General features: G+C 39.8%; 20 protein-coding genes. 15 read left to right on the top strand and 5 right to left on the bottom strand.

The genetic code is table 11. The features are described 5' to 3' along the window. Positions 1-6: 6 nt before the first annotated feature. Both mgtE and rsmA read right to left on the bottom strand, forming a co-directional pair. Positions 7-1,374 carry a magnesium transporter gene (mgtE, locus tag BM291_RS19465; protein WP_092900842.1) on the bottom strand — a complete coding sequence of 456 codons (1,368 nt, stop codon included), beginning with the start codon at positions 1,372-1,374 and terminating at the stop codon, positions 7-9. After that, a complete protein-coding gene (gene rsmA, locus BM291_RS19470) occupies positions 1,361-2,146 on the bottom strand; it encodes a 16S rRNA (adenine(1518)-N(6)/adenine(1519)-N(6))-dimethyltransferase RsmA (RefSeq protein WP_092900845.1) in 786 nt (261 codons plus the stop codon). The genes mgtE and rsmA overlap by 14 nt, the downstream gene beginning before the upstream one ends. A 122-nt stretch (positions 2,147-2,268) precedes the next feature. Here rsmA and pdxA point away from each other — a divergent pair, with 122 nt between their 5' ends. The 11 genes from pdxA (at position 2,269) to BM291_RS19525 (ending at position 16,592) form a co-directional block, all read left to right on the top strand. Further along, positions 2,269-3,291 (top strand): 4-hydroxythreonine-4-phosphate dehydrogenase PdxA, encoded by a 1,023-nt coding sequence (pdxA, locus tag BM291_RS19475; protein ID WP_092900848.1) that lies wholly within the window; start codon positions 2,269-2,271, stop codon positions 3,289-3,291. A gap of 218 nt (positions 3,292-3,509) precedes the next feature. Further along, entirely contained in the window at positions 3,510-4,082 is a 573-nt protein-coding gene (locus tag BM291_RS19480; RefSeq protein WP_092900851.1) for a YceD family protein, read from the top strand. Positions 4,083-4,100: 18 nt separating this feature from the next. Continuing rightward, complete coding sequence (gene rpmF, locus BM291_RS19485) at positions 4,101-4,292, top strand: 50S ribosomal protein L32 (protein WP_057938136.1); 192 nt, start codon at positions 4,101-4,103, stop codon at positions 4,290-4,292. A gap of 230 nt (positions 4,293-4,522) precedes the next feature. Next, a complete protein-coding gene (locus BM291_RS19490) occupies positions 4,523-5,521 on the top strand; it encodes a beta-ketoacyl-ACP synthase III (protein WP_092900855.1) in 999 nt (332 codons plus the stop codon). 31 nt (positions 5,522-5,552) lie between these two features. Further along, positions 5,553-6,116 (top strand): elongation factor P, encoded by a 564-nt coding sequence (efp, locus tag BM291_RS19495; RefSeq protein ID WP_092900858.1) that lies wholly within the window; start codon positions 5,553-5,555, stop codon positions 6,114-6,116. A 96-nt stretch (positions 6,117-6,212) separates the two neighbouring features. Beyond that, a complete protein-coding gene (gene accB / locus BM291_RS19500; protein WP_092900861.1) occupies positions 6,213-6,677 on the top strand; it encodes an acetyl-CoA carboxylase biotin carboxyl carrier protein in 465 nt (154 codons plus the stop codon). 25 nt (positions 6,678-6,702) lie between these two features. Next, entirely contained in the window at positions 6,703-8,052 is a 1,350-nt protein-coding gene (accC, locus tag BM291_RS19505; RefSeq protein WP_092900864.1) for an acetyl-CoA carboxylase biotin carboxylase subunit, read from the top strand. A 251-nt stretch (positions 8,053-8,303) separates the two neighbouring features. Further along, positions 8,304-10,616 (top strand): PSD1 and planctomycete cytochrome C domain-containing protein, encoded by a 2,313-nt coding sequence (locus BM291_RS19510; protein ID WP_092900867.1) that lies wholly within the window; start codon positions 8,304-8,306, stop codon positions 10,614-10,616. A 1-nt stretch (position 10,617) separates the two neighbouring features. Next, positions 10,618-12,072, top strand: coding sequence for a DUF1501 domain-containing protein (locus BM291_RS19515; RefSeq protein WP_092900870.1), 1,455 nt, complete (start codon positions 10,618-10,620; stop codon positions 12,070-12,072). Positions 12,073-12,079: 7 nt separating this feature from the next. Continuing rightward, a complete protein-coding gene (locus BM291_RS19520; protein WP_092900873.1) occupies positions 12,080-14,209 on the top strand; it encodes a c-type cytochrome domain-containing protein in 2,130 nt (709 codons plus the stop codon). 172 nt (positions 14,210-14,381) lie between these two features. Then, a complete protein-coding gene (locus tag BM291_RS19525) occupies positions 14,382-16,592 on the top strand; it encodes an adenylate/guanylate cyclase domain-containing protein (RefSeq protein ID WP_092900876.1) in 2,211 nt (736 codons plus the stop codon). A gap of 57 nt (positions 16,593-16,649) precedes the next feature. Here BM291_RS19525 and BM291_RS19530 read toward each other — a convergent pair whose 3' ends face one another. After that, a complete protein-coding gene (locus BM291_RS19530) occupies positions 16,650-18,029 on the bottom strand; it encodes a S8 family peptidase (protein ID WP_092900879.1) in 1,380 nt (459 codons plus the stop codon). A gap of 131 nt (positions 18,030-18,160) precedes the next feature. Then, the gene (locus BM291_RS19535; protein ID WP_092900904.1) at positions 18,161-19,045 is read right to left on the bottom strand and encodes a PPK2 family polyphosphate kinase; all 885 of its coding nucleotides are present in this window, start codon (positions 19,043-19,045) and stop codon (positions 18,161-18,163) included. 117 nt (positions 19,046-19,162) lie between these two features. Here BM291_RS19535 and BM291_RS19540 point away from each other — a divergent pair, with 117 nt between their 5' ends. The 4 genes from BM291_RS19540 (at position 19,163) to BM291_RS19555 (ending at position 24,326) form a co-directional block, all read left to right on the top strand. Beyond that, the gene (locus BM291_RS19540) at positions 19,163-20,308 is read left to right on the top strand and encodes an acyltransferase family protein (RefSeq protein ID WP_092900882.1); all 1,146 of its coding nucleotides are present in this window, start codon (positions 19,163-19,165) and stop codon (positions 20,306-20,308) included. A 78-nt stretch (positions 20,309-20,386) separates the two neighbouring features. Then, on the top strand, positions 20,387-21,388 hold the full coding sequence (locus BM291_RS19545) for an endonuclease/exonuclease/phosphatase family protein (protein WP_092900885.1): 1,002 nt from the start codon (positions 20,387-20,389) through the stop codon (positions 21,386-21,388). Positions 21,389-21,394: 6 nt separating this feature from the next. Further along, entirely contained in the window at positions 21,395-21,949 is a 555-nt protein-coding gene (locus BM291_RS19550) for a DUF4287 domain-containing protein (RefSeq protein WP_092900888.1), read from the top strand. 100 nt (positions 21,950-22,049) lie between these two features. After that, positions 22,050-24,326 carry a S9 family peptidase gene (locus BM291_RS19555; RefSeq protein ID WP_092900892.1) on the top strand — a complete coding sequence of 759 codons (2,277 nt, stop codon included), beginning with the start codon at positions 22,050-22,052 and terminating at the stop codon, positions 24,324-24,326. A gap of 57 nt (positions 24,327-24,383) precedes the next feature. Here BM291_RS19555 and BM291_RS19560 read toward each other — a convergent pair. Continuing rightward, positions 24,384-24,671: integrase core domain-containing protein (locus BM291_RS19560; RefSeq protein ID WP_139229148.1), on the bottom strand; the 288-nt coding region annotated here is incomplete at its 5' end.

Here is a 24,671-nt window from a genome sequence, read left to right on the forward strand (position 1 = left end):
AAGAAATTAGATGTGTAATAAAGACATGGCGACTAAAAAGTAAACTGCAAGACCAATGAGGTCATTTGCTGTGGTGATAAAAGGTCCAGAAGCCAAAGCCGGATTTATACCTATTTTATCAAGTATGATCGGTGTTATCGTCCCCATAAATGAGGCAAGTAATACAACTGAAAACAAGGCTATTGATACGACCATCGCGAATGCTACGTCGGTTTTGTAAAATAAAACAACCACGCCAAATACGAAAGTAGCTAAGATCAACCCGTTCAATATTGCTACTAGCAACACCTTCAGAAATCTCTTGGCCATCGAATCATCAAAAATTGATTTGCTCGCTAAGGATTGCACTACGATGGAGGAAGTTTGAATTCCAACATTCCCCCCAGTAGCTGTAATGAGAGGAATAAAAAAGGCAAGTGCTGTTACTTTGCTAAGCCCTTCTTCGAAAAAACCTATAAACCCCGCTCCTAGCAAACCACCACAGATACCAATCAGCAACCATGGCAATCTGGCTTTGGAAAGCTTGATTACACTATCGTACTCATCGACTGTATCGGATATACCCGTCATCGCCTGAATATCTTCTTCGGCTTCCTCACGAATTACATCCAAGATATCATCGACAGTGATTCTACCCACCAGCTTATTCTTGCTATTCACCACCGGAAGTGATTCCAAATCATACTTACGCATGACTTGAGCTACTTCTTCCTGATCCATATAAGTAGGCACAGAAATCACCTCTTCCTCATAGATATCCTCGATCTTCGTTTCCTCTGATGCTAGGACGATCCGCTTTAGGGACACGATCCCCATCAATTGCTGTCTATTGTTGACAACAAAAATAGAGTAGATCTTACTTACATTTTCTGCCTGACGACGGATCTCATTAATTGTCTGAACGACATTCCAGTTCTTATTGGCTCGAATGTATTCCTTCGCCATAATACCACCAGCTGTATCCTGATCGTATCGTAAGAGTTCGAGTATTTGATCTGACTTTACTTTATCCTGAAAGTGGCTGATGATATCTTCTCTCTCCCTTTCCAAGAAAAGATTAAGAATATCCGCACCATCATCGGAGTCCATCAGCTCAATCAAATTGGCCATTTCTTGAACGTCCAACTCCTTCAGAACTCTATGCTGAGTCGTAGCTTCCAGCTCGATAATAATATCTGCAGACAACTGCGCATCCAGCACTCGAAGCACGTAGATGGAGTCTTCCATCGACAACTCATCGAGCAGTGCAGCAATATCAGCCACATTCACTCCATCCAGCGACTCCTGGATGAAGTTTAAATTCTCGGCTTCAATCGCTTGCTGGAGGCTTTCTAAGTATTCTTTCGAAAGTTCAAACTGCTTAATTATTTCCACGAGAAGCTTCGATTGTTTGAGTTAGAAATATAAATTCAGCCACATCCAATTGCTCTGCGCGTAAATCCAAAATCGGATTTGAATTAAACTCCTCGGGAAGATTAAAAGGCTTCATGCAGTTTCGAAGTGTTTTTCTTCTATTCCCAAAACCAGCTTTGACCACCTGCTTGAAAAGTTTTTCGTTGCAATCCAGCTTTTCCGTTGTATTCCGAGTCAGACGAATCACTCCGGAATTGACTCTCGGAGGAGGATCAAATACATGAGGCGGAACAGTAAATAAGTATTCTATATCGTAATAAGCCTGCAAAAGCACAGATAATATCCCGTAGTCTTTATTTCCTTTTGGCGAAGCAATACGTTCCGCTACTTCCTTTTGCAGCATGCACACCACTTCCGTCACCTGATCTTTTACATCCAGTACTTTGAAGAAAATCTGTGAGGATATATTGTATGGGAAATTGCCCACAATGGCAAACTTGTCCGGAAATGCCTCTTGAAGATGCATTTTCAAAAAGTCCCCTTCTATGATCTTATCCCCTAATTCAGGATATTTTTTATGCAGATAAGCAATAGATTCCTTGTCGATATCGATTAGGTGTAGATCCAGATTTCCTTTCAATAAGAAATCCGTAAGCACACCCATACCAGGCCCAATTTCAAGGACTTTGCTTACTTCATTATGACCTTTGACCGCTTGCGCTATTTGCTCCGCAATACTCAAATCGGTCAAAAAGTGTTGTCCCAAGTGTTTCTTGGCTTTGACCTTTTCCATCGGTTAGCTCAGATAAATTTTTATAAATTAGCGAAATCAAAATTAAGAGAATAATTCTAAAGGACTAGCGAACTGAGGTAGGCATGACCAAACCTTAACATCAAGTCCACATTATATTTTATATGCATCCACGAAAGATCAAACCCATTATCGGAATAAGTATTGGCGATATCAATGGTATAGGCGTAGAAGTCACCATGAAAGCCTTGCTTGACAATAGAACCTACAAGTCCTTTACCCCGCTAATCTATGCACATGGTAAAGCGATAACTTTCTATAGAAAGCAATTGGGGCTAGATGATTTCAATTTTGCGCAAATTAAAAGCCTGGACGAGATTCAGCACAAGCGCATCAATGTAATCAATGTAACCGAAGAATGTCCTGAGGTTATTCCCGGTGTGGAAACGCATGAAGCGGGGAAATTTGCTTTGGAAGCATTAAAGATGGCTGTAAATGATCTGAAAGAAGGAAAGATTCAGGCGTTGGTAACAGCTCCGCTGAATAAAAACAACGTGAATTCTGAAGAACTTCCATTTGTAGGACATACAGAATTCATCACTGAAGCCGTAGGATCAAAAGAAAGTTTGATGTTAATGGTATCAGAACAGCTACGAGTAGGATTAGTTACCGGTCATGTGCCTTTGGCAAAAGTGGCTGAGAATGTAACTCAGGAACGAATCAATCAGAAAGCTAAAATTCTTCTTAAAAGCCTTGAAAAAGACTTTGGTATCAATAAACCTAAAATCGCAATCTTGGGTCTTAACCCACATGCTGGTGAAGATGGACTATTAGGCGAGGAAGAAGAAAAAATCATCAAGCCAGCAATTCATGCGCTAAAGGATCAAAACAAGATGGTTTTTGGCCCCTATCCCGCTGATGGATTTTTCGGAATGGCACACCAAACCAAATTTGATGGCGTTCTGGCTATGTATCACGATCAAGGATTAGTACCTTTCAAATCCATGGCATTCAGTACTGGCGTAAACTTCACCGCAGGTTTGCCTGTAGTGAGAACATCACCAGATCATGGTACAGCTTATAATATTGCAGGAAAAAATCTGGCAGACGAAGGCTCCATGAGGGCAGCTATTTTCCTTGCAGCAGACATTATTCAATTACACAACCCACAAGAATCGGAGGATTGAGAAGGAAAAAAGGAGATTTATTAATTGAAATCTAGTCTGAATGAAACAGACAGGCATGTTGCGAGTTACGCACAGAGCAATGATTAATGGGATGATTGATTCAGTCTGACCATTCAAAAATAAAAATAATCAGACTAAACCAAAGATTATTTCAAAATCTCTTTCATCCTTTTATAATAATTCACTATTTTTGCGGTCTTAAATCGAGAGGAGGTATCGTGAAATTCTGGAGAACATTTGATATTGAGGTCATTAAGTTCCTCGAAGGCATCCACGAAATTGACTTCGAGATTGGAGATTCATTTTTCCAACACTTCGAAGACAACGAACTTGTCAAAAAAGGCAATTTGATCGTACGGATCAAGATGAAAGTCGGAGCCAACTTAATTGAAATGAAATTTCATATCGCGGGTAAAGTAACCTTAACCTGTGATAGAAGTCTGGAGTCTTTTGAAGAGCCTTTGGATTTTCATGAAAAGATGATTTTCAAATACGGTTCAGAGGAAAAAGAAATCGACGAAAACATGAGCATGATCACTCGGGACACTCCGAAAGTGAATGTAGCTCAGTTGATTTATGAATTTATTTTGTTGGGATTACCAGCAAAGAAGATTCATCCTGACTACAGAAATGAGATGGATGATGAGGAGTACGAGGGAGAGGGAATTTACGCCTATATAGATGGGCAAGATTCTCAGGATCAAGACGACGAATCAGATTCTAATGAAGATAATAACAGTGCAGTTGATCCTAGATGGGATCTTTTAAAAAAATTAAAAAATAAGGAATAATTATAAACCACGCATAAAATGGCACATCCTAAACGAAAAATTTCGAAAACCAGAAGAGATAAAAGAAGAACTCACTACAAGTTGGAGGCTCCAGGTTTGGCGAAATGCCCAACTACAGGTGAAATGCACCTACCACACAGAGCTTTCTGGTTGGACGGTAAATTGTACTACAAAGGACAAGTTATCATCGAGAAAGAAATCTTGGCTTAATCAGTCATTTGAAACTGAAAAAATCCATTTGCAAGTAGCAAATGGATTTTTTTTGCTTTTGGCCTAATTCAAAACACTTGTTTATCAAGCCTAATCCTTTCCAATGATGGATTTATTTTGGTAGAGAATGACAATTGTAATATTTTTGCCTTCCTTACAGGATACAACACATCCATAACAAACAGTTTGAGATGATTTTGATTTGATCGTCTTAGCTTAACCCCAGCATAATGGACAAACTCAGAGCCATGATCACCGGAATACAAGGTTACGTTCCGGAATACAGGTTGACTAACAAAGAACTTGAGAAGCTTGTAGAAACAAATGACGAGTGGATCGTCTCAAGAACAGGAATTAAAGAAAGAAGAATACTTAAGGGAGAAAATCAAGGTACTTCAGTAATGGGTGCCGAAGCCGTCAAGGGTCTTTTGGAAAAAACAGGAACTGATCCTCTTGATGTTGATTTGATCATCTGTGCAACCGTTACTCCTGATATGCCTTTCCCTGCTACGGGAAACATTATCGCGGACCTAGTCGGCGCAAAAAACAGCTACAGTTTCGATATCGGAGCCGCATGTTCAGGATTTTTATATGCCCTTCAAATTGGTAATCAGTTCATCCAAAGTGGGACGCACAAGAAAGTAATTGTAGTCGGAGCAGATAAAATGTCTTCAATTGTTAATTACAAGGATAGAGCAACATGTATACTTTTCGGTGATGGTGCAGGAGCAGTAATGCTTGAGCCTACTACTGAAGACCTAGGCATCGTTGATTCAATTCTTAAGTCTGATGGATCTGGAGCAAACTATCTTCAAATGAAGGCTGGAGGAAGTCGCAGACCTGCCACTCAAGAAACCTTAGACGCTGATGAGCACTATGCTTATCAGGAAGGCTCAACGGTGTTCAAGTTCGCAGTAACAAACATGGCGGATGTAAGTGCCGAGATAATGGAGAAAAACGGATTGACAGGAGATGATATCGCTTGGCTTGTACCACATCAGGCAAATCTCCGAATTATCAATGCTACTGCCAATCGCATGGGAATCAGCTCTGAAAAAGTGATGATGAACATCGAAAAGTACGGTAACACAACAGCCGCAACTATACCTCTTTGCCTTTGGGACTATGAAAGTCAATTAAAAAAAGGTGACAATTTGATTCTTGCTGCATTTGGTGGCGGATTCACTTGGGGATCGATATACCTTAAGTGGGGTTACGACCCAAAATAAGTTTATAGAAAAATAATACAACAATAATATTATGGCTAGTACTGCAGATTTTAAAAACGGACTTTGTTTGGTCATGAATAATGACATCTACTCTATTGTGGAGTTTCAGCATGTCAAACCTGGAAAAGGCCCTGCATTTGTAAGAACAAAAATGAAAGGCATTACGTCAGGGAAGACTCTTGACAAAACTTTCAATGCAGGAGAAAAAGTAGAAACTGCTAGAGTGGAAAAAAGACCTCATCAGTTTTTGTATGCTGATGACATGGGCTACAACTTCATGGACACTACCACTTTCGAGCAGATCTCTATACAAGAAAAACTTATAGAAAGAGCTAACCTTCTGAAAGACGGGCAGTTTGTTGATATTTTAATTCATGACGAGACAGAAACTCCACTATCAGTTGAGCTTCCTCCTTTCGTAGAATTAATGATTACTTACACCGAGCCTGGCATCAAAGGTGACACGGCAACAAACGCATTGAAAGCAGCTACAGTAGAAACTGGAGCTACTGTAATGGTGCCCTTATTCGTGGAGCAAGATATCCTAATCAAGGTGGATACGCGCGATGGTTCCTACTCAGAAAGAGTAAAATAACTTAGTTAAGCTGTGTGATTTCATTAAATTACACAGCTTTATTGTTTTAAAACCCATTTAAAAAACTGCCTTAGGGCACCTCTAAATAATAGACCTATGAAAGCAAAAGAGATTCAGGAGTTGATCGATTACATCTCCAATTCTGGTTTGGCGGAAGTTAAAATCAAGACTGACGAGTTTGAACTTTCTATTAAGAAATATGCAGAATCCAATGCTCCAAGAATGGTAGAAATGGCTGCAGCTCCTGCACCAGCGGCTATTGCTGCTCCAGCTCCAGCAGCTGCTCCAGCGCCTGCTGCAGATGCTACCCCATCTAATTTGGTAGAGATCAAATCCCCAATGATTGGTACATTTTACCTGACATCCAGCCCGGATGCAGATCCATTTGTAGCTGTAGGAGATTCTGTCAAAACTGGACAAACAGTTTGTATCATCGAAGCTATGAAGCTTTTCAATGAGATCGAATCTGAAATTTCCGGTAAAATCGTCAAAATCTTGGTTAGCAATTCTACTCCAGTAGAATATGATCAGCCATTATTCCTTGTAGATCCAGCGGGTTAATTTTTTCACCAAAAAATAAATAGCTGTGTTTAAAAAAATACTAATCGCCAACAGAGGCGAAATTGCCCTAAGAATCATCCGTACTTGTAAAGAGATGGGGATAGAGACTGTGGCAGTTTACTCCACTGCGGATAAAGATAGTTTGCACGTAAGATTTGCAGACGAAGCTGTCTGTATAGGCCCGGCTCCAAGCCGCGACTCCTATCTAAATATCCCTAGAATCATTGCAGCTGCTGAAATCACTAATGCAGATGCAATTCACCCAGGATATGGGTTCCTTTCTGAAAATGCAGAATTCTCTAAAATCTGTGAAGAATACGGAATCAAATTCATCGGTGCTAGTGCTGAGATGATTAACCAAATGGGTGACAAGGCTACGGCCAAAGCAACCATGAAAGCTGCTGGCGTACCAACTATCCCTGGTTCTGAAGGGATTTTGGAATCCATGGAGCAAGGTGTCAAACTCGCAACTGAAATGGGTTATCCTATCATTCTAAAAGCAACTGCCGGTGGCGGTGGTCGAGGAATGAGGATTGTTCGTGAAGAATCAGGATTCAAAAAAGCTTGGGATGATGCAAGAATGGAATCAGGTGCAGCCTTCGGCAACGATGGCCTATACCTTGAAAAATATGTAGAGGAACCTCGACATATAGAGATTCAAATCATCGGAGATAGAACAGGAAAAGCTTGTCATCTTTCGGAGAGAGATTGCTCCATTCAGAGAAGACATCAGAAACTAATTGAAGAAACTCCTTCCCCATTCATTACGGATGAACTTCGCGAAGAAATGGGTAAAGCTGCCATCAAAGGGGCTGAGGCGATAGGATACGAAGGCGCTGGAACAGTAGAATTCCTTGTAGATAAGCATCGCAATTTCTTCTTCATGGAAATGAATACTCGAATTCAAGTAGAGCATCCCATCACCGAAGAAGTTACTGATTTTGACTTGATCAAAGAACAAATCAAAGTGGCTGCTGGTGAGACTATTTCTGGAAGAAACTACTATCCTAAGCTATATGCTATGGAATGTAGAATCAACGCAGAAGATCCTACGCATGGTTTCAGACCAAGTCCAGGAAAGATTCAAAACCTTCATGTTCCTGGTGGACGTGGTGTGAGAATTGATTCACACGTATATGCAGGCTATGTGATTCCTCCTAATTACGATTCCATGATTGCCAAGCTGATTGTCAGCGGTCAGTCTAGAGAAGAAGTGATCGTGAGAATGAAAAGAGCTCTCGAGGAATTTGTAATTGACGGTATCAAAACCACTATTCCTTTCCATATCGCATTGTTAGAAAATGAGCAATTCAAAGCAGGAAACTTCACTACGAAGTTCTTGGAAGACTTTGACTTCTCCGTGATTAAAGGATAATTCCAATACATAAAATATAGAAAAGCTGTCCAACTGGGCAGCTTTTTTTGTTTAAAAGCATTATTATATCACGCCAGGAGATAAAAATATTTTTCTTGAAAAATCACAAAACATTTATCTGTTAATTAATATTTTAGCATAAGTTTTTTTTCTTTAATTAAAAAAAGTCGAGAATAATTTTACTGTCAGGACAGCTTTTGTCCAAATTATCACTAGTTTGAAAGCGATTTTAATATCGATTTAACCCAATAATGACATCTTCCCCAATTTTACGACTCTTTGCATTCTCTTGCTTTGGCTTAGCAATCTTTAGTTGTAGCCCAAAACAGAGCGATGAAATACTACTGTCAGATATTGAACAGGTAAGTTATAATTTCCATATCCGACCTATTCTTTCTGACAAATGCTTTGTTTGTCATGGCCCTGATGCAAACAAACGTGAATCAGACCTACGCCTTGACACAGAAGCTGGTGCTTATGCTGCACTGAAAGAAGATCCAAATCATTTTGTGATTAAGCCTGGAAGCTTAGAGGAATCTACTGTTTACCATAGGATCATTTCCGAAGATCCAGGAGAGCTAATGCCTCCACCAGAATCTAATCTTGCCTTATCCAACTCGGAAATTCAACTGATCAAAAAGTGGATCGAGCAAGGAGCTAAATATGAACCGCACTGGGCTTTTGTAAAAGCAGAAAAGGCTAAACTTCCAGAAGAGACTGACTGGACTATCAATGAAATAGATCGCTTTGCTTTGAAGAAAATGAAGGAAAAAGGACTTAAACCTAATCCTGAAGCTAAGCCTAATGAACTGATCAAGCGGGCAAGTTTAGATCTGACAGGGCTCCCTCCAAGTCCTGAAGTTTTGGATAGATTTGGAGATTTCACTGGTAAGCTTTCTTATGAAGATTTATTGGATGGTTTGCTAGAAGATTCAGGATTCGGTGAGAAAATGGCCATTCTTTGGATGGATATTTCCAGGTATTCTGATAGCTATGGTTATCAGGATGACAATATCAGAACTCAGTGGCCTTATCGAGATTGGGTAATTCATGCTTTCAATGAAAACATGCCATATGACAAATTTGTCACCTGGCAACTTGCTGGAGACCTATTGCCGGATGCAAGCAAAGAACAGATTTTGGCAACAGCCTTTAATAGAAACCACAAATACACAGAAGAAGGTGGTGTAATCGATGAGGAATACCGAATCGAATACGTCCTAGATAAGACAAACACGGTGAGCAAAGGTCTATTAGGCATTACGATAGAGTGTGCCCAATGCCATGACCATAAGTACGATCCTTTCTCTCAAAAAGAGTATTATGAGATGTTTGCCTTTTTCAATAATACACCTGAAAAAGGATATCAAGGTGATGTTTCTCAATCCAAGCCAGCTAAAACTCCTATTCTCTTTGTAGACCAGGAAGATATTTCTGGCATTATGGGTTTCATCAATTATGCAGATACAGCCAAACTGAGTATTTCCGTAATGGGCGAGCTCGATGAGCAGCGACCAACCTACATACTTGACCGCGGGGTCTATGATGCACCTACTACTGAAGTAGAACCATCTACGCCTAGTTCCATTATGGAATTTCCAGAAGATCTTGAAAAGAACCGTCTGGGCTTAGCAAAATGGATCACAGCTAGAGAAAATCCTCTGACAGCTAGAGTATTTGTAAATCTAATGTGGCAGGAGATTTTCGGCCAAGGAATAGTAAAATCTGCCGGTGACTTTGGCATGCAAGGTGACCTCCCTACCCATCCTGAGTTATTGGATTGGCTGGCAGTAGATTTTATGGAAAATGGTTGGGATATAAAGCGATTGATGAAGCAAATTCTTAGCTCTGCTACCTACAAGCAGTCAGCTGTAATTACTGAAAAGCATCTCAATACTGATCCTGCAAATTTATATCTGGCAAGAGCTCCCCGACTTCGTTTACCTGCTGAAAATATTCAGGACTTGGTACTTGCTAGTAGCGGACTTTTGGTGAGAACATTGGGAGGCCCAAGTCTAAAGCCATATATGCCTGAAGGTATATGGGAAGCTGCTACCTCTGGAAGAGGCGTTTTGGCAACCTATATTCAAGATAAAGGAGACAAACTCTATCGCAGAGGTCTATATAATTTCATCAAACTCACTGTCCCTCCACCGAAGGCGATAATCTTTGATTCCAGTAATCGTGATCGATGTGAAATAGGAAGAAGTAGAACCAATACACCATTACAAGCACTGGTGATGATGAATGACCCGATGATATTGGAAGCATCCCGTGTGCTAGCAAGCAAAATGTGGGACGAGTACACAGATGAAGATAATGCTATAGCCAATTCATTCAAACGTATTGTTTGCAGAGATATGAGCAGCAAGGAAAAGTCTATCCTTCTCTCCTATTACGAAGATCAATTAGAGAGATTTAGTAAAAATCCAGACCAAGTACTCCCTACTTTAAGCGTAGGTGAATATCCACTGGAACAAAAAAATATCAATCCAGAAACTGCAGCGCTCATGCAAGTGATCGTGAGTATTTACAATCTGGAAGAAACCATTACCAAGAGCTGACATGGAAAAGGAAATATTAGAAGAAGGATTAAATCACAACCGAAGGAAATTTCTTTCTAGACTTAGCCTTGGGGTTGGAAGTCTGGCACTGGGTTCTCTATTGGTTCCTGATCTTTTTTCTGGAAAAGCTGAGGCTGAAGAAGCGATGATGAAAGCACTTCCTCATTTTGCTCCAAAGGCGAAAAGAGTTATTTATCTATTTCAAAATGGTGCTCCAAGTCAATTGGAATCATTTGATTATAAGCCTCTTTTGAATAAAAGAATGGGAGAAGAACTCCCTGAATCTATTCGTGGCACGCAGCGACTCACCGGAATGACCGCTGGTCAATCTTCTTTTCCTTTAGTAGGTTCTCATTACAAATTTGACCAATACGGAGAATCAAGAGCTTGGATATCAGAGGTTTTCCCACATACTGCTGGAATTGTCGATGATATTTGTATCGTGAAATCCATGCATACTGATGCGATCAATCACGACCCAGCGCTTACTTTCTTCCAAACGGGTGCTCAGGTAGGAAATCGCCCAAGTATGGGATCTTGGTTGAGCTATGGATTAGGATCTGAGAATAGTAATCTTCCGGCATTTTCTGTTTTGCTAAGTCGTGGACGAGGCAATGGACAGGGAGTATATTCTAAACTGTGGAGTAATGGCTTCCTAGATGCCACTCACCAAGGCGTTCAGTTTTCCAATTCTGAAGATCCAGTACTTTATCTCAAAGACCCTGAATCAATGAGTCGCTCCGAAAGAAGGAAAATGATAGATCAGATTGCTGAAATGAATAATTTAAGCATGCAGCAATTCAATGATCCTGAGATTTCTGCTAAAGTAAAGCAATACGAAATGGCTTACCGCATGCAGACAGCCGTCCCAGAAATGACTGATATTTCCAAAGAGCCAGAGAGTATCATCAAACTCTACGGCCCAGATTGTCTAGTTCCAGGTACCTATGCCGCCAATTGTCTTTTGGCTAGAAAGCTATCAGAAAGTGGTGTGCGATTCGTACAACTCTATCATCAAGGTTGGGATCAACATGGCAATCTCCCAAATGAAATGCGACTTCAAGCCGAAGATGTGGATCAAGCCTCGGCGGCTCTCATTACAGATTTGAAACAAAGAGGTTTATTGGATGAAACCCTCGTAATCTGGGGTGGAGAATTTGGAAGAACAAATTATTGCCAAGGAAAAATATTGGTTGACAACTATGGTCGTGATCACCATCCACGCGCATTCTCTATCTGGATGGCAGGTGGCGGAGTAAAGTCCGGAATGGTCTATGGCGAGACGGATGAATTTGGCTACAACATCACCGAAAACCCTGTGCACGTGCATGATTTCCAAGCTACTGTCCTTCACCTTATGGGAATTGATCACGAGCGCATGACATACAAACACTTAGGAAGAAGATATCGTCTGACCGATGTCTCAGGCAAAGTAGTAAAAGACTTAATTGCTTAGAAACCATATGTTCAAGATTTCTTCGATCAGATCTATTCTGGAAAGCACTCTTTTTGTTTGGATAGGTCTCACACTCATCATCACCCTTGCGGGAAATTCTCTGGTGCTGCCTGACTGGCTACAGGTAGTCGGCAGAAGCCATCCCATTTTATTACACTTCCCTATTGTATTGCTGTTAATGGGCTTGCTTTTTTTCTGGATTCCAGGAATTGACAAGAAACCTGAGATTAGAGAAATAGGTGAAATCAGTTTTCTTGCCGGCTGTAATTTCGCAGGAATCACGGTATTGGCTGGGCTGATTTTGGCACAGGAAGAATATACCGGTGAGATACTTACTTGGCACAAATGGGGAGGTCTGGTGGTTTTCGGAGGCTGTGTCTTGCTCTATTTTTTCAGAGCTATCCAAGCAAATATTATACGGTTGTCTAGTGTCGCGTTAGCCATAGCTATAATCGCTACAGGTCATTGGGGTGCAGGATTGACACACGGGGAAGATTTTCTTCTGGCTCCCATTCAGTCAAATGAAATTGAAGTAATCCCTTTAGCTGAAGCTGAAATCTTCGGAGATGTGGTTCAGCCTATTTTGCAGGCAAAATGCATCAGTTGCCATAAAGAAGGAAAGATCAAAGGAGAGCTAAGAATGGATCATATCGAAGGCTTACAAAAAGGAGGAAAATCCGGTCCATTTGTACTTGCTGGAGATTTTGAGAAGTCACTACTAATTCAGAGAATCAACCTTCCTGAAGATGACAAGAAGCACATGCCTCCAAAGAACAAGGCTCAATTAACTGAAGAAGAACTATTGATTTTAAGTGAATGGGTTGCTTCAGGCGCTAGTTTTGAGCAAAAGCTGGTTACGCTTCCTGCTAAAAATGAACTTTACCAGTTGGCTTCAGTGAAGTTTGAAGGCAATAAAATTTATTCCTTTGACGCTGCAGACAAAGAAGATATTCAGGAATTAAATACTTCATACAGATCTATTCAGGCTCTTTTTCCTGAGTCTCCTGCATTGGATGTCTCATATTTTGGCATTTCTGCTTTTCCTCCTAAATCACTTTCAGACCTAAAAATAGTCAAAGACCAAATTGTCCGATTTAGTCTGAACAAAATGCCTTTGGCTGGTGTGGATCTTAAGTTTTTGAAGGACTTCAAGCATCTGGAAGAACTTCAACTGAACTTCACAGACTTGAATGCTGATCAGATGAAGGTGATTTCTGAACTGAACACCTTAGAAGTTTTGGCCATTTCCGGCAACACAGTTGATCAGGCATCTATACAAAATCTCGCAAAAATGAAGTCTTTGAAAAAGCTTTATTTATGGGAAACCGCGATGAGTAGTCAAGATCAGGAAACCATTAAAAAGGCACTTCCAGAAACTGTAATAGACTTTGGATTTGACGGTAAGGGAATTATTTATGATTTGAACAGCCCAATCATTTCTCAAGCAGAGATGATCTATCAGGACAGTCTTGAGATAAAGCTCTCTCACCCTATTAAAACAGCTGAGATCCGCTACACACTTGATGGAACCGAGCCAGATAGTACATCGAGTACGATTTATACCAAACCAATATTTGTCACGAATACCGGAAAGGTCATAGCAAAAGCATTTGCAAAGGATTGGAATGGCTCTAAACCTACTGAATCGGTTTTCATGCATTCTGGAATCAAGCCATCTGAATTCTCGCTGGTTTACGAGCCTAATTCAAAGTATAAGGCTTCAGGGCCCGCGACTCTATTCGACTTAGAAAAAGCTGATGCATCAAATCATGGGCAAAAATGGTTGGGCTTTCAGGATGAACCGATGGTTTTGGAAGTAGACTTTAAGGGTTTATCTAAAGCCAAAGAAATTTCTCTGAGTCTTCTTTACAATGAAGCGGCACATATTTTCCCTCCTGAAAAGGTGAGCGTTCAAGGGTTGGAAAATGGAACATGGAAGACTCTAGCGAGCAATTCTCCTGCTGTGTCTACAAAAGCCTTATCAGCACGGTCAGAACTTCTAACTCTTGAGTTAGAAAACACGAACTACGACAAGCTTAAAATCACACTAACTCCTCTTGCTCATTTACCTAAATGGCATCAGAACCCAGGAGACAAAGCATGGGTATTTGTGGATGAGGTGATTTTCAATCAGTGAAAATGAAAAACCGTATAGGAACAATCTTGACTTAAGTTAAAACTGATTAACTAATTGTAAATCAGTATCGATCTTTACATTTGGTATTTTCTAAGCTCCTGAAAAATGATTAGATTAATTGCTACTCTTAATTGAGTTAATGTAGATTTCTTACCCTCATTTACAATTTTTCATGAATCAGGAGCTAAATCGGAAGCAATCGATCCTATATTTTTCTGACATAGTAGGATATACCCTACTGATGGGCCAAGATGAAGAGTATGCTTTTGAGCTGATGAAGCAGAATCTGGAACTTCACACACGAGTTCTGAGTAAATACCACGGCTTAGTAATCAAAGAACTTGGTGATGGAATCTTGGCTACTTTTGAGACAGCTGAAGAAGCCTTGAAAGCAAGCCTTGAGATCCAAAAGGAATGGATCACAACAGGAGAACTTAAACTTCGAATAGGTCTACACTGCGGAGGAGTCATTTTAGACCATGGAGATGTTTTTGGTGATGCGGTTAATGTCGCATCACGAGTTCAAAGCATAGGTGTACCGTCTTGTGTGCTTTTTTCACACAAAGTATTAGAGCAAATCCCTAAAAACTCAGAATTAACACATGTAAGCTTAGGATCTTTTCGACTCAAAAACGTCGCGAAAGAATTAGATATTCATGCTCTCAGCAATACCCCACTTGCGGTTCCCAAACGCAAGGAAATGATTACCACCTTAAAATCTCAGGAAAAAGAATCTTGGAAGTTTTGGGTTGGACTAGGTGTAGCCATACTCCTATCAATCTTTTTGATCTACTCAATACTATGGAATGATTACACTTGGGAAAAGGACAAATCGGTAGCAGTATTACCATTCACAAACACCATTTCCAATCCTGATCTGATATTTTTTGCAGATGGGCTCACGGAGGATGTTATATCACACCTTTCTAAAATTGAAGGCATAAAGGTGATTGACAAGGATGCTGTATCTAAATATCAATACTCAGAAATCCCGTTGGATTCTATTGCTAGAATGTTGGATGTGAGCACTATCCTCCAAGGTTCAATAGAATGGATTGGAGATAAAATCCGAATAAATGTCCAGCTGATAGATCCTTTAGAAAATAAAAATCTCTGGACTGAAACCTTCAATAGAGAGGTGAAGGACATTTTCAAAGTCCAATCCGAAATCGCTACCAAAATAGCTACAGTACTTAATATCAATCTAAGCACAAAAGAAAAAGAGCAGATTTCTAAAGAACAAACTAACAGTTTTGAAGCGTATGAGCTCTTTCTAAAAGCAAAAGAAAGTTACGGTAGAAGCAACAAAAGCGAAACTTTAGAAGCAATAAAGCATTTTAAATCCGCCCTCGAAATCGACCCTAATTATGCCTTGGCCTATACAGGACTTGCCGACTCCTACGCTAGACTTGTCTATTACGGTGAAACAGAAAATTGGCTGGATTCCAGCATCAATGCAAGTGCTCACGCCTTGGCAATTGATCCTTATCTTGAAGAAGCATATAAGTCATCAGGATCTGTATACTATTATCAAGGTAAAATTGATTTTGCGCAGATGTCTTTGGAAAAGGCCTTAGTACTTAACCCCAACCTTAGCGGTGCCATTGGAAATCTTGCAACAGTTTACATGACACAGGGAGACCTAATCCAAGCAATCAATCTCCAAATCAAATCTGCTTCCTTAAATCCTTCTAATTATATACCTACTCAAATCACTGGTTGGATTTATAGAATCTTGGGTCACCATGAGACTGCAATCGAATGGTTAGAAAAATCCAACTCAATCACTTTTGATGCTTTAACGGCCGAACAAATTGCCTATGTATATCTTGAAAAAGGGGATAAAACAAAGGCTTTAAAGATGATTGATATAATCTTAAAGAATAATACTACTAACTCAGTCTACAATTACTCCTCAGCCGGATACATTGCTTTTATGGCTGGAGATATGGATCGGTCAATTGAGCTATTTGAAAAAGTCATACAACTTAACCCCAATACTGTAAATGATATTTATGATTCCACTCCAATTTTTTTAGCTCATGCCTATTTACAAAAGGGTGACAAATCTCAAGCAAAGAAACTGACTGACATAGCACTCAATGCACGGGAAACTTCTGTGGAATCAATTAAAAATGATTCGAATCTATGGTTCGATCTGGCGCAGTTAGAAGGGATTCAAAAAAACAAAACAAAACTTGTTCAGTATCTGAATCAAGCATATTCAAGTGGGTTTAGGGATGAATTTCAAATCAGAACAAACCCAATTTTTAAAGACTACCTAAAGGATCCTGCATTGCAGTCGGTCCTAAACCAAATAGACACAAAATTGTACGAGCTAAATCAAGAACTACAATCCAACGATCTGGGTCAACAAAAGTGATAGCTAATTTTAAACCTCTGTTTTAATATCAGCTATCACTTATTTAGCTTCTGAGCATTAATTTCCAACTTTCGCAACTGGATAATCAGGATTAGTACCTCCAGGGACGGCGCCTCTTTTGATTATTGCAAGAGTACCTACGCCGGAATTATGATAAAGAATCCCTGAGAATATTGCTGCGGACACAGAAGTCCCTGACACTAGCACGTATTTGCCACCTGGGGCAGTAGTGAAAACATCCTCTCCAGGAGTTAAATAATCAACAGAAGGTCTTCCGTAATTTGAGAAGAAAGAGTAATAATAGGATCCAGAAACTGGAACTTCAACAGATCCGATGGTGAAAATCTTCGATTTAGTAGAAGCTGGCTGGGATGCTAAATCAATACATCCAGGGAAATTGGTCGATGATTCCTGTGCTTCATTTCCTGCAGACATTACAACATATACTCCTTTGCTTGCTAGCTTATCAATCCATTCATATATCTTTTTATACTGATTTGCTTCACAATCTCCAGAGGAGATATTCAGTCCCCAACTTAAATTCACCACATCTCCTGACTTTGCGTAGCTAAATACATAGGACAAGGCCGATGTAACTCTTCCACTGTTCGTGTTACCTGATTTATTAAAAATCTTAATCGAAACCATTTTTGCAAGTGGAAAAACTCCATTTATACCATATCCCTCAGCGAAAATTGGCTTGGAAGAGGCTAGTCCTCCTATCGCTCCGGCTAAAAATGTTCCATGTTCGTAACCATCCTCAAATGGATTTTTGCTATTACCCATAGAAAAATCAGACGAAAGAGCAGCCTCACTTTGTCCAAAATTAAGATCTTGATGTGTGGAATCAATTCCACTGTCAACTATCCAAACACGATGAGTTGGAATTGAAGAGCCGGGTTGACCACCACCAATTTCTTTGACCATCATACTAGTTTTGGATAGTGAATCATACCTAAATTGTTCCTGCATTATTGGGCGCCTTGCTTGCTGTATATAATCAGTTTGCATAATCGGTCGTCTAGCTTGGATTTCAAATGTTTGAGAAATCACATAATTATTCGCTGTAGCTGCAGCTTCTAGTTTTTTAAATTGACCCTTATTTAGACTATCCAAGTAAACTGATACATCTAGATAAACTCTGACATGCATTGTATCTACCACAATAGATGAATCTATTTTCCTGATTTTTTCAATAATGCTATTTCTAAGCTCATTTGCAGCAATTTGACATGCTTTGTCGTCTAGGCTGTTTTTGCAGTTAGGATTATTTTTCAGAGGCACCAAACCTGATGATTCATCAAAATACAATTCAACATTATATACCTCTTTCTCCAGTGATCCAGGCGAAACACTTTCTGATTTAATCGAGGTTTTATCTGGATTACATGAAATAAAAATGAATACAATTACGAGGAATCTGAGTAAATTTTTCATAGTAGCAAAAATTCAACTGGTTAAAAATCAATACCTTAAAAGTATATGAAGCTACTAAAATTCAGATCATATCAAAAACATCTTTAATTTTTTTTTACGCATTTATATCAGTTTAAAATACAATTTTCAACCTACTTTACTTCTTTAGAAAGGATATCCTTATACATTTCTATATTCTCCTTGATAGCTTCATCCAATTCTGGCTCCTGAATATCTTTCATCTTTTTCATTTGCTCATAGATGATTTTCGCAACCAAAACACGGGCTGTTTCTTTATTATCTGATGGAATAATATACCAAGGTGCATGTGGCTTGGAGGTTTTGTTAATCGCCTCCTCATAGCACTTCTGATAATCATCCCATCGATCCCGCTCCTTTAGATCTCCAGGCGAAAATTTCCAATTATGCTTCGCTTTATTCAACCGACGAAGCAATCGCTGTCTTTGCTCTTCTTTACCCAGATGCAGAAAGAATTTGAAAATTATAGTCCCGTTATCGCTGATCTGCTTTTCAAAGTTATTGATCTGCTCAAATCGCTTCTCCCAAAAATCAACGGTGATATCATCTACTGAATTGATCCCAGGGATATTTTCACCCAAAATATAACCAGGATGAACTCGTGTGACTAATACGTTCTCATAATGCGTGCGATTAAAAACGCCGTATTTTCCACGTTGAGGTAAGGCCACAACATGCCTCCACAAGTAATCATGCTGTAGCTCCAAAGTGGAAGGAGTCTTGAAACTATGAACTACCACTCCCCGAGGATTGAATTCTTTAAACACTTCTCTAATCAAACTATCCTTGCCTGCTGTATCCATTCCCTGAAGACAGATAAGTACAGAATACTTATTGTGAGCATACATTATATCCTGATGCTCGCTGAGGTTTTCTCTCAACTTGTTTAGTTCCTTTTCCTTTTTCTTTTCAGATGCTTCCAGATCCAAACTGGTTGAGACATCTTTCAAGGATATTGGCTTGGTTATTTTGAAATCTTCAACAGATATATTTTTCATAAATAGTGTATTTTCCTTTGATAAAAAGTGAGTAGTAAAGTGAAAAACAAGATAATATTTTATCTTGAAGCTTAATGGATATGTAATCTTTTTCATCCCAATTTACCCCACCTTAAGATGACCCAAAATTCTATCTCCCCAGGTATATCTAACAGATATCTGGCACTGGACGTGTTACGAGGATTGACAATTGCATTTATGATCATAGTCAATACAGCTGGAGACTGGAGCAATTTATTTGCGCCTCTCGCACATGCAAACTGGCATGGCTTCACACCGACTGATCTGGTTTTTCCGACATTTCTATTTGTAGTCGGCAACGCGATGAGCTTTTCTATGAAAAAGCTTCAGCAAATGAATGCCGCTGACTTCTTTAAAAAAGTAGGAAAAAGGACAGTTTTGATTTTCCTAATAGGCTGGCTTCTCAACGCTTTTCCTTTTTATGACCTTTCTGATTCGGGAGCAATCAGCTTCATAGACCTTACTGAAGTTCGCTTGTTTGGCGTATTGCAGAGAATAGCCTTATGCTACTTCTTCGCCTCTATCGTCCTGTATTACGGTGGGATAAAATTAGGCTGGATTTTCAGTGCAATCGCACTTCTCGGCTACTGGGCGATAATGTATTTCTTCGGAGACGCTTCTGATCCTTATAGCCTTACAGGCAATGCAGCAATCAAACTAGACCTTGCACTAATAGGCCCTGAAAGAATGTATGGAGGTGAGGGAATTCCTTTCGACCCAGAAGGGATATTAAGCACGTTACCGGGAATCGTAAATGTGATCGCAGGTTACTTAGCTGGCAAAATGATCCAGAAATTGGGAAATACCATGGATGCTGTAAAGAAATTGCTCGGCATAGCAGTGGTTCTTATTGTTGTGAGTTACGCTTGGGATCTTCTATTTCCTATCAATAAAAAGATCTGGACAAGTTCTTATGTTCTGTTAACCACTGGCATTGACTTAGTTCTTTTAGCCCTGTTGGTGGCAGTGATCGAGATCAAAAACTGGAAAGGTTGGACCTATTTCTTCGAGGTTTTCGGAAGAAACCCACTGATTTTATATGTGCTATCGGGACTTGTAGTCACTCTTTTATCTATGATTCCTGTCGGTGATACCACATTAAAAGGATTCATTTATACTAATTTCTATACCAGCTGGCTAGCTCCAAAAATGGCTTCATTCCTTTTCGCTTTTAGCTATATGCTCGTCATATGGTTGATTGGATTGTGGATGGACAAAAAGAAAATCTACATCAAAGTGTAAATACAATAACATGCTAATCAGGTATATACCTATAAAAAATGTAACTTAAGGTTGATTTTTAACCTAAGTTACATTTTTATGATATATAAAATTGGCGTATACAATGTAGAATGGATGCGGGATCTTTTTGACACCGACGGAAATCCAAAAACAACAGGGAAGGAACTCACTAGGAGTGTTCAACTGGCCGATGTGATCAAAGCAATGAATCCAGATTTTCTTGGAATAGTGGAAGGTCCTAATACACTCGTAGACGGATCAAAAACCGCTTCCCGGCAAATGGAAATCTGGACTCAAATGTTCATCCCCGATTCCAATTTCAAAGGAATACACGGCTTCCCTTCTGCCGGTCAGCAGGAACTATGTGCCATTTATAATCCCGACAAAGTCAACGTTCTCTTTACTCCTGAGACTAAGGCTGGACGTCGATTTGATGAGCCATTCCTACAAGACACCACAAACCGACTGATCAAAGAACAGTACAAGCATTACCGTCCACCGCTTGAATTGAGTATACTTGGATTGGATGATTCACTGATTACAAGAGTCATTATTGCGCATACCAAGTCAAAAGGGATATTCGACATGGTAGATTACGCCAGATTTGAGCAGATTTCAGCAAGGGATCGACTGAAGTTATTTGCAGAATGCATGTCTATACGTGAGCGCTGTGATGAGTATTTGGAGAAAAATCAGCAAGTCATGGTGATGGGCGATATCAATGACGGTTTTGAGTTGGATTTCTATGAAAACAAATTTGCCAAAAGTGCTGTAGAGATTTTATTGGGAGATGTCTGGAAACCTGAATTTGTATTAAAACCAGTTCTGCCCAAACCAAGACTTAACAGCTATGGCTACACCCCAAATTCCAGCAAATACAAAGACAGAATCACGGGAGATCAAATCAATGTATTGATTGATCATATACTAGCTAGTCAAGGTCTGAAGGTTTTAAAAGGGGCAGTCTGGAACCCAATTTTAGAAAAGAGCAATCCAATAATCCAAGCTGTAAGCGATTCCCTCAAAAAAGCATCAGATCACTTTCCTGTTCTTTGCGAAATAGAAACACATACCTCCTAATAAATTATGGATCAAGCAGCGCAAACCATGATCGACAATCTTGAGAAAAACACAGGCAAAAGCCTAGCTCAATGGGTTGCGATTGTTCAAAAAGAAGATTTCAAAAAGCATGGAGAAATTCTCAAATTCTTAAAAACCGAGCATGCCTTTACCCATGGTTTTGCAAACCTAGTCGCGCATAAAGCGCTGAAATCTGATGCTGGATCAGTATCAGATACAGATGAGTTGACCATCAAGCAATACAAAGGCAAGGAACATTTTTTACCGATTTTTGATAAGCTAAGTAAAGAAATCAAAGCTTTTGGAACTGACATAGCCTTCGCACCTAAAAATGCTTACGTGAGTATTAAACGTAAAAAACAGTTTGCTATGCTCATACCTGCTACCAAAACCCGCTATGAAATTGGCATCAATCTTAAAGGTCATCCCCCGGAAGGTGTTTTGGAAATTGACACCAAAACCAATGGCATGTGTAGTCATAAGATACACCTGAAAGATGAAAAAGATGTAAGTTCAGAAGTCATCACATGGATCAAAAAAGCCTATGAAACTGCTGGTTAACTAGCGCCATTTACAAAATAGGATCACTTTAAGTCAATTTCTAAAGTGTTTCTTCAATTAATTGGGGATACCTTGAGATCCCAAGTTATCTCCCTTTTTTATGTTTAAAGCTATTCGATTTCCATCGCTACTTATTCTCCTAATTGGCCTATTTACTCAAAATACCTTTGGCCAAATCACCGAGGACACTTACCACAAAGCTGAGTACTTTCTCAGTGGAAACATCCAAAAAGAAGTCTTTCATCTAGATGTTATTCCAAATTGGCTAGATGATAAAAAGAGCTTTTGGCATCAAACGTATACCAAAGATGGCAAGCGATTTTTTCTGACAGATATTGAAAAGGGAGAAACCAAAGAAGCTTTTGACCATAAGGAATTAGCCAAGTTGCTAAGTGAAAAAAGCGGGGAAACTATAGCCGCCTCTGACTTGCCTTTCACTCGTATTCAAGTCAAAGAAGATGGATCAATTCTCTTTGAATGGATGAATAAAAGCTGGACTTATAAAGAAGGAACACTGGAGTCAAAAAGACCTACGGCTGATTCTAGAGATAGATCTGTATCTATTTCCCCTGATGGCAACTGGAAAGCTTATGTAAGAAATTTCAATCTTTACGTAGAAAGCCTGGAAACTGGAGAGGAGATTCAACTGAGTTACGACGGGAAAAAAGACTATGAATACGCTTCATTCTGGGGCTGGTCAGACATGGTTCTTGGTGAAAACGGGGTGCGCCCTGAACACCTAAGCATCAATTGGTCACCAGATTCAAAAAAAATCCAGACCCAGATTGTGGATTTAAGATTAGCAGAGAAGATGCTGCTTTTAGACAATAGTCAGGATGATAAATTCCGTCCCCAACTCATGGGCTATTACCGAGCTTCACCTGGAGACACCTCAGTAGTGATGTACACGCCTGTTTTGTTCGAATTGGAAAGTAAAAAAGAGAACAAATTCCCTAGCCTGTCTCTCCCGCATTTCATAGGAATGTACTTCAATTGGGACAGCGACAGTGAAAATCTCTACGGTACCTATTTACAAAGAGGTTTTAAAAGCTTTGACTTGCTAGAAATCAATGCAGACTCCAAAGAAATACGAAAAGTCTATTCGGAGTCATCACCCACCCATATCAACAACGACAACATTTTCGTGAAACTGGACAATGGACAATTTATCCTGGGAACAGAGAAATCTGGCTGGAACCAGCTTTATCTGATGGATTGGAAGACTGGGAAACTTATCAATCGAATTACTTCAGGCGATTATGTGGTCAAAAACCTGCTTTCCATTGATGAAGAAAACAATAATATCTACTTCGAGGCTTCAGGCAAGGAGGAAAACGTAAATCCATATTATTCATTTGTTTATAAGGTTAATTTCGACGGTACAGGCCTTGAGTTATTGACTCCTGAAAATGCTTTTCACGACATCAGTTATGGCAGTGGAAAGGACTATTTTATTGATAATTATTCTACAGTCGATCAGCCAACTGTTTCGGTGGTTCGAGAGCTTAAGACAGGGAAAGTTGTCCATGAAGTCTCCAAAGCTGACATTTCTATCCTTGTCAAAAAAGGTTACCAAGCACCTAAGCAATTCACTGCAACGGCCAAAGATGGGGAAACTACCATTTATGGGATTTATTATGTGCCTACAGACTTCAGTTCCAAGAAGAAGTATCCAATCGTAGATTACACGTATTCAGGCCCTCACATCGACATTACGCCAAAGACTTTCAAAGCTGGACTGATAGGTTTGCAGCAGCCGATGGCTGAACTTGGTTTTGTGGTAGTCACTGTAGATGGTCTTGGCACGCATGGCAGAGGAAAAGCTTTCAACGACGTCTCTTATAATAACCTTGGAGACGGCACCACTGACCACGTCTTGGCTATTAAGGAATTGGCAGCTAAAAACAAGTTTATGGATGTGGACAAAGTAGGAATCTTTGGTCACTCAGCTGGTGGATACGATGCTGGAAGGGCGATGCTGCTACACCCGGATTTCTATAAAGTTGGCGTTGCTTCGGCTGGAGATCATGATCACCGAATGGAAAAGGCATGGTGGCCGGAAATGTACATGGGATATCCAACCGGAGACTTCTACCATGAACAATCCAATATCACCAATGCAGCCAATCTCAAAGGTCATTTGCTCTTGGCTCATGGAGGAATAGATGAAAATGTAAACCCTTCGGCAACTTTTAAATTTGCGGAAGCATTGATCAATGCAGGAAAAGATTTTGACTTATTTATCTGGCCTAGTCGCAATCACAGCTTTGGCAGAACAGCTGGCGATTACTTCACAAAAAAGCGCTGGGATTACTTCATTGAGCATCTAATGGGAGAAAAACCGCTGAGGCATTATCAGATTAAGGCTGCGAATTGAGTTGTAAATTAAAATTATGACTAGTCCTGAATAGGCGTTACAGTTTTAAAGGATAATTTAGATAGCATCGGGTTTCGACACGGTGCTATTTTTCTTTTTGTAGGTTCTAATCTTTATGCTGTCTTGCAGGTGCATTTTGGTTGGTGTTTCCATCCGACAACTCCAATGTGGTCTTTCATTATTGTAAATATAAATAGACTCTTTTATCAGTTTGTCCATCAGTTCTAAATCATGGATTATGATCCCCAGAATAAATTCATGTTTCAGTATTCCGTTGACTCTTTCTGCCACCGCATTTTGGTATGGATCATAGCTTTCTGTCATGCTACAGCTGATTTGATACTT

It is taken from the genome of Algoriphagus aquimarinus (assembly GCF_900112005.1).
Lineage (GTDB): Bacteria > Bacteroidota > Bacteroidia > Cytophagales > Cyclobacteriaceae > Algoriphagus > Algoriphagus aquimarinus.

What these genes read in the sequence shown, in the direction of transcription:
- rsmA (WP_092900845.1), bottom strand. Translation starts at nt 2,146, where the DNA reads ATGGAAAAGGTCAAAGCCAAGAAACACTTGGGACAACACTTTTTGACC.
- pdxA (WP_092900848.1), top strand. Translation starts at nt 2,269, where the DNA reads ATGCATCCACGAAAGATCAAACCCATTATCGGAATAAGTATTGGCGAT.
- rpmF (WP_057938136.1), top strand. Translation starts at nt 4,101, where the DNA reads ATGGCACATCCTAAACGAAAAATTTCGAAAACCAGAAGAGATAAAAGA.
- BM291_RS19490 (WP_092900855.1), top strand. Translation starts at nt 4,523, where the DNA reads ATGGACAAACTCAGAGCCATGATCACCGGAATACAAGGTTACGTTCCG.
- efp (WP_092900858.1), top strand. Translation starts at nt 5,553, where the DNA reads ATGGCTAGTACTGCAGATTTTAAAAACGGACTTTGTTTGGTCATGAAT.
- accB (WP_092900861.1), top strand. Translation starts at nt 6,213, where the DNA reads ATGAAAGCAAAAGAGATTCAGGAGTTGATCGATTACATCTCCAATTCT.
- BM291_RS19510 (WP_092900867.1), top strand. Translation starts at nt 8,304, where the DNA reads ATGACATCTTCCCCAATTTTACGACTCTTTGCATTCTCTTGCTTTGGC.
- BM291_RS19515 (WP_092900870.1), top strand. Translation starts at nt 10,618, where the DNA reads ATGGAAAAGGAAATATTAGAAGAAGGATTAAATCACAACCGAAGGAAA.
- BM291_RS19520 (WP_092900873.1), top strand. Translation starts at nt 12,080, where the DNA reads ATGTTCAAGATTTCTTCGATCAGATCTATTCTGGAAAGCACTCTTTTT.
- BM291_RS19525 (WP_092900876.1), top strand. Translation starts at nt 14,382, where the DNA reads ATGAATCAGGAGCTAAATCGGAAGCAATCGATCCTATATTTTTCTGAC.
- BM291_RS19530 (WP_092900879.1), bottom strand. Translation starts at nt 18,029, where the DNA reads ATGAAAAATTTACTCAGATTCCTCGTAATTGTATTCATTTTTATTTCA.
- BM291_RS19535 (WP_092900904.1), bottom strand. Translation starts at nt 19,045, where the DNA reads ATGAAAAATATATCTGTTGAAGATTTCAAAATAACCAAGCCAATATCC.
- BM291_RS19540 (WP_092900882.1), top strand. Translation starts at nt 19,163, where the DNA reads ATGACCCAAAATTCTATCTCCCCAGGTATATCTAACAGATATCTGGCA.
- BM291_RS19545 (WP_092900885.1), top strand. Translation starts at nt 20,387, where the DNA reads ATGATATATAAAATTGGCGTATACAATGTAGAATGGATGCGGGATCTT.
- BM291_RS19550 (WP_092900888.1), top strand. Translation starts at nt 21,395, where the DNA reads ATGGATCAAGCAGCGCAAACCATGATCGACAATCTTGAGAAAAACACA.
- BM291_RS19555 (WP_092900892.1), top strand. Translation starts at nt 22,050, where the DNA reads ATGTTTAAAGCTATTCGATTTCCATCGCTACTTATTCTCCTAATTGGC.